Here is a 2159-nt window from a genome sequence, read left to right as displayed (position 1 = left end):
ATATTATAGTGAATGTCACTAAAAAAACATAAAGTACATGCACTCTAAAAAATTCAACTCCTTTTGATATTAAAAAAATAAAGAAAAAACCATATAACAAGAAAAACTATACATATTTTAATTGTACTGAACAGTTCTTTAGTCATAATGTGTACACTAAATTAAATCCAAATCTATCTAAAGCATCATATATTTTATAAAGGATAGTGTCTCTATAATCACTTTCATCATTAAGATCACTTATGAAAATACCATATTTAATCTCAGAATTTTCTAATGCACCATAATTGTGTAAACATTGAAAAGCTGATGTTCTTTTATAAAAATTACGACCATCTAAAGAGTTCCAGAAACTACATTTTAGGCCAATCTTAACATTATTTCCCTTAAAAACTATATAGTATTTATTTAGTGGTTTTATATAAACCGCAGCTCCTTTTAAAATACCATTATCCCAAAGGATCTGCCCAATAAAAATATTTTTATCGTAAATATTTTCTACTCCGTTTTTAACTATATTGTTTACAATATAGAAATCCTTTTCAAAAAAACCAGAATTAAAGTAATATTCACTTCTAGACGACTCAAACTTGTAATCATATTCTTTATCTAATTCAAAACTTAAGTAATCAGTTGCAACTGCAGAGCCACTATAATTTATTATTTGTTTATTATTTTTCCAGTAATAAGCTTTCGCATACTTAATAGAGCCTACATTCCATAAAATTTCACTTAATAACCTCCCAGTAGGGTCATATTTTTTTTCATACCCATTTTTCAAGTATACATACTCTGGAAAATTCCACTTTAATATATAATCATTAGATCTAACGCGAATTAATTCGTAGGACGATGCTAATTTTGTTCCTTTAAAATACTCATAATATTTTTTAGCATAAGCCTCATGTGCATTGCCATCAAAATACTCGGCAAGTATTATATTTTTATTTTTTCTTACCACATGCAAACCAGAAACCATCCCATTTCTATGGTACAAACTCTTAATAATATTATTATCTTTATCTAACAAAACTTCCACCCCATTTAGCTCTCCATCCGTATAATTAGCTAAGTAGACTATATTATGTTTTGCAGTGCATTCAACTAAACCTATTATATTACTTCCATCCACATAAAAATTACACACAGCACTTTGGTTAACATTATTATCTTTTGTAAGATAATCCACAGGAACACCAAGTACCTTGCCAACATAAGCAGACCTAGTAATATGCATGTTTCCGTCTTTAAAATAAATATTATTTTTGTTAAACCCTCCTGCATAACTACTATTTAATAAAAACAGCCCCGTAATCAAGCTATTTAATACCAAATATTTTATTATAGTATTCATCATCCATATGCCTTGTAGTATATATAAATTTTCTGGTGGTCGTAAAATTATAATTTCTCTTAGAGAGTCGGCAATTTTTTAACCATCTTATGATGGGGTCCCCTATATAATCCAAGCCATGTAAAGCAAGGCCTATATCCAAATTTTTAGTCAATTGCTTATCTGTTAGCAACCCTCTGCCTTTATTTGGAAAAAACGGCGGAATACTAGCGAAAATTGACATATTAAGATTCCTTTTCTTTTAACTTATAACTGGGATTATCACACTTTGGATACTCATCATAGGGTAAGCCTGGCGATTTACAGTTAACTCTAATTTTTACTACGTTACACTCTAAAAAATAAACTTTAAGTGCACAAAAATCTTTTTTATAGTCATACTCTGGAATATCTACAATAGCTTCATGATAACTGGTGTTTTCTTTCATTTTTTCTCGAAATACCTTCCAGCCTTCATTATCAGTAAGACCTGGACTTTTTCCCAGTTTACTTGTATCTAATCGGCGCCATTTTATTTTGACTTTAAACTCAGGATCCCATGCTTTAGGAATAACGATTGAACCACCTTCACTTGTGGCATAACCTAGATGTCCATTGGCTGTAAATGTACGCATTTCATAATAAGTTAGATTCCATGCACCCATTGGTACCCACACCATTTCTTTGCGTTCACGTGCGAGCTTTTCAGCTTCACTTTCACAACCTGCTAACAATAATGAAAACAATATTAGCGTTATAGCTTGTAGTTTCATTTAAATCTCCTTAAAGAGAGCACAACCTATAAATATTAATTTTATTTAAAAAC

The 2159-nt window shown here is 30.1% G+C and carries 2 protein-coding genes; both read right to left on the bottom strand.

Features of this window, described 5'->3' with window-relative positions:
- Nucleotides 1-142: 142 nt before the first annotated feature.
- Nucleotides 143-1357 carry a hypothetical protein gene (locus VQ643_RS16160; protein WP_414201522.1) on the bottom strand — a complete coding sequence of 405 codons (1215 nt, stop codon included), beginning with the start codon at nucleotides 1355-1357 and terminating at the stop codon, nucleotides 143-145.
- Between the two features lie 221 nt (nucleotides 1358-1578).
- Entirely contained in the window at nucleotides 1579-2106 is a 528-nt protein-coding gene (locus VQ643_RS16155; RefSeq protein ID WP_414201520.1) for a DUF3304 domain-containing protein, read from the bottom strand.
- Between the last annotated feature and the right edge of the window lie 53 nt (nucleotides 2107-2159).

This window comes from Pseudomonas sp. F1_0610 (assembly GCF_047470865.1).
Taxonomy (GTDB): Bacteria; Pseudomonadota; Gammaproteobacteria; order Pseudomonadales; family Pseudomonadaceae; genus JAZDRH01.
This window is presented reverse-complemented; position numbering and strand designations above follow the sequence as displayed.

Coding starts and splice junctions, on each gene's coding strand:
- VQ643_RS16160 (WP_414201522.1), bottom strand. CDS start 1,357: ATGATGAATACTATAATAAAATATTTGGTATTAAATAGCTTGATTACG.
- VQ643_RS16155 (WP_414201520.1), bottom strand. CDS start 2,106: ATGAAACTACAAGCTATAACGCTAATATTGTTTTCATTATTGTTAGCA.